The sequence below is a fragment of the Rhizobium sullae genome (assembly GCF_900169785.1).
GTDB lineage: Bacteria > Pseudomonadota > Alphaproteobacteria > Rhizobiales > Rhizobiaceae > Rhizobium > Rhizobium sullae.
Genome location: NZ_FWER01000132.1, coordinates 1 through 3,363 on the forward strand (window position 1 = coordinate 1; position 3,363 = coordinate 3,363).

Below are 3,363 nucleotides of genomic sequence, written 5' to 3' on the forward strand. Positions count from 1 at the left end.
AGAGGCGCGGCGTCCTCGACGAAGGGCGGCGGCTCGCGCTGCCATGTCGGCCCCGCCGCGCCCACGATCCCGGCGACGAGGATACCCGCCAGGAGCCACGACGGCCGGATCCTCGATCCTGCCGAACCGTCGACCACCAGGCTATCGAGCAGATGCGGCGCGATCATGCCCCTCCATTGCGACCGGACGTCGCCCGATCGGGAGGCAAGCCAGGGAACCAGGGCCGGCAGCAGCAGGAGGACGAGAAGCCAGGGGCGGATGAAATGAAAGTCCGCGATCATGCGGCGGTCCTCCGTCGCATGACCCCGGACGCGCCAGCGAGCGTGTGGTATCCGGAGAGCACCAGCACGGCGGTCAGCAACGGCCATTGGAACAGCTCGACGCGGGGCCGCCAGGACAGGTTCTTCTGATCCTCCGGCGTGATCTGGTCGAGCACGTCGTAGATCGCCGCGAGCTGCGCTTGGTCGCCTCCGAAGAAGTATCTGCCTCCAGTGCCCGCCGCGATCTTCTGCAGCGTCGCCGTGTCCAGCTTGTCTTCGCCCGTCGCCGCCGGGTCGCCGATGCCGACGGTGTGGACGACGACGCCCTTGGTCTTCGCAATCTCGGCGGCTTTAAGAGGTGGCATCCGGCTTGCGGTATCGTTTCCGTCCGTCAGAACGATGAGGACCTTCTCCCGCACGGTCGTCTTCTCGAACATCCTGATGGCAAGCCCGAGCGCGTCTCCAAGCGAGGTGCGCGGCCCCGCCATCCCCGGCACAACGTCGGCGATCATCGTCCGGACGAGTTCGTGATCCATCGTGAAGGGCGCGAGCGGGTAGGGTGCGTCTCCGAAGGCGACGAGGCCGATCCGGTCGCTGGGCCTCTTGCCGACGAAGTTTGCCACGACCTGCTTGACCGCTTCGACGCGGGCGAGCGGCTTTCCGTCGGCGTCCGGAAAGTCCTTCGCGTCCATCGATTGCGACAGATCCAGCGCCAACAGGATGTCACGTTGCGGCTCGACCTTCTCGACTGGAGGTTCGACGAACTGCGGACGGGCGAGCGCCAGCACGACGAGACACCATGCGAGTCCTTCGCAGAAGAGCTGCGGCCATGTCCTTCGCGCAATCACCGACCCCTCTGTCGGACGAACGCCGGCCGCCTCGGCGACCTGCGAGAAGAAGGGCAGCCTGATCGAGGCGGACGTCTCGCGGTGGGCGGGTAACAGCCACCAGACAAGCAGCGGAGCGGGGAGCGCAAGCAGCAGCCAGGGGAGATCAAGCTGGTACATGGTGGCGCTCGATCCAGTCTCGGGCGGCGGCCACGAGATCGCCGCAGAGGTTCGACGGCAGATCTGGGACGACCTCGGCTCCTTGATACTCGAAATCGTCCAGAAGCCGCTCGAGCGCATGCCCGGACTTGTCGTCGTCGTGCGCGTCGAGGAAGCTGACCCAGCTCCCGGCTGACAGCGAAGCCACCTCGGCTCGAGGCCATGCGGCCAACGCAGTACGCTTCAGGACCTCCCCGAGTTCCAGGATGCCGTCTTGGCGCGTTTCCGGTCGACGAAGGCGTTCTTCGACTGCGACCAGAAGCGCAAGCGCCTCACGCCTGTAGGCGTTTGCACGATAGTGAAGGAGCCATCGGAGCCCGGCGAGCGCCAACATGGCGAGTATCGCGCCGATGAGCACGGCCCATCCCCACGTCTGCGGCATCCACGAGACAGGTTCCGGCATCGCCATGTCGTGCAGCGATCGCAGTGCCGCTTCCGTCGTCGGATCGAGTCTCGCCGTCGGTTCCATCAGCGCCTCCTCTGCCGCCAGGCGGACTGCTCCAGCAGACGCCGGAGCTGGGGCGCGGTCTCTTCGCCAGCCGAGATCGGAAGCATGGGAAGACCAAGCTCGCTCTGCCATGCACGAAGTTCCCGTCCCCGGTTCCGAGCGAAGGCGTCTATCGAGGTTCGGACGCTTGCCGTGCGCAGAGACAGTTCGGCCTGCGGACCGCCGCCGCTGACGACGATATCGCCGGACGCCGGCAGCTCCAGCAGAAAGGGATCGTAGACGAGAATGCAGACGACATCGTTGCGGGAGGAGAGGCGCAGGAGAAGGTCTCGGGTCCGTGCCGTATGTCCGTCGAAGTCGGAGATCACCACCACGAGATGGTCATGATGCGCCATATTCGAGACGGTTTCGAGCACGGCGTCGAGCTGTCCGGATGCCACCGCCGAGGCCGCATCGGCTCTCAGTGCCTTGTTCTTTTCGGCGATCCGGTCCGCGAAGGCGATTACGGCGTTGCGACTGCGATGCGGCTTCACTTCGGTGATCTCGCCATCGCCGAATACGAAGCCGCCGACGCGGTCGCCGGAGCCAAGAATCCGCCAGGCGCAGAGCATTGCGGCTTCCGCCGCCGTTACCGATTTCATCGAGCGCCTGCTGCCGAAGAACATGTTGATGCGCTGGTCGACGATGACCAGCGCCGGGCGTTCCTTCTCTTCGGAATAGACGCGGACGACCGGCTTCGTGGTGCGCGCCGTGACACGCCAGTCGATGGACCGGATGTCGTCGCCCGGCAGATAGTTGCGAAGCTCCTCGAAAGTGAGCCCACGGCCTCGCATGGCCGAAGTCATGCGCCCGGCAAGCTGCTGGTGGCTGCGCGCCTTTTGCACGAAGCTCAGGTCTCGGGCTCTTGCCTCGAGAGCAACGAGCTGTTCCGTCGAAACATAGACGCCGTCTCCCGCGGGCATGGGTCCTCCTTCACGATACGGCGACGAGTTCAGTGATCCGGTCGATCACCTGGTCCGGCGTCGTGTTCGCCGCGTGCGCTTCGTAGGACAGGATCAGCCGGTGGCGGAAGACGTCGTTGACGATGGCCTTCACGTCGTCCGGCGTGACGTAGTCGCGGCCCTTCAGCCAGGCGTAGGATCGCGAAACCTTGTCGAGCCCGATCACGCCGCGGGGACTGACGCCTATCTGCACCAGCTTCGCGAGGTCCTTGTCGTAGCGAGCGGGATAGCGCGTGGCGAATACGAGTGCCACCATGTACTTCTCGACGGGTTCGGAAACGGTGACGGTTCCGATTTCCTTGCGGGCGTCGAAGACTGCCTGAGGATTCAGCTTCTCCTGCGACAGCGACTTCGTGCCGCCATGCGCCTCGTTTTCCTCGTCGCGGTTGAGCCGCATGATGGCTGCCTCCGACGTCTCGTCGGGATAACCGACCTCGACATGCATCAGGAAACGGTCGAGCTGGGCCTCCGGAAGAGGGTAGGTTCCTTCCTGCTCGATGGGATTTTGCGTCGCCATCACCATGAAGAGCGGCGGCAGCGGATAGCTCTTGCCACCGACCGTGACCTGGCGTTCCTCCATGGCTTCAAGGAGTGCGGACTGTACCTTG

4 protein-coding genes and 1 pseudogene are annotated in these 3,363 nt (G+C 65.0%); all 5 read right to left on the minus strand.

Annotated features, from left to right (window positions below; all coding sequences use genetic code 11):
- Positions 1-281: pseudogene (locus BN1800_RS39090) on the minus strand (hypothetical protein); the annotation flags it as partial.
- On the minus strand, positions 278-1,267 hold the full coding sequence (locus BN1800_RS39095) for a vWA domain-containing protein (protein WP_087006246.1): 990 nt from the start codon (positions 1,265-1,267) through the stop codon (positions 278-280). The pseudogene BN1800_RS39090 and the gene BN1800_RS39095, both read right to left, overlap by 4 nt.
- Positions 1,254-1,775, minus strand: coding sequence for a DUF4381 domain-containing protein (locus BN1800_RS39100; RefSeq protein ID WP_087006248.1), 522 nt, complete (start codon positions 1,773-1,775; stop codon positions 1,254-1,256). Before BN1800_RS39100 ends, BN1800_RS39095 begins: the two co-directional genes overlap by 14 nt.
- A complete protein-coding gene (locus BN1800_RS39105) occupies positions 1,775-2,716 on the minus strand; it encodes a DUF58 domain-containing protein (RefSeq protein ID WP_087006253.1) in 942 nt (313 codons plus the stop codon). The genes BN1800_RS39100 and BN1800_RS39105 overlap by 1 nt, the downstream gene beginning before the upstream one ends.
- A 10-nt stretch (positions 2,717-2,726) precedes the next feature.
- A partial coding sequence (locus tag BN1800_RS39110; protein WP_143534261.1) for an AAA family ATPase occupies positions 2,727-3,363 on the minus strand: 637 nt, incomplete at its 5' end.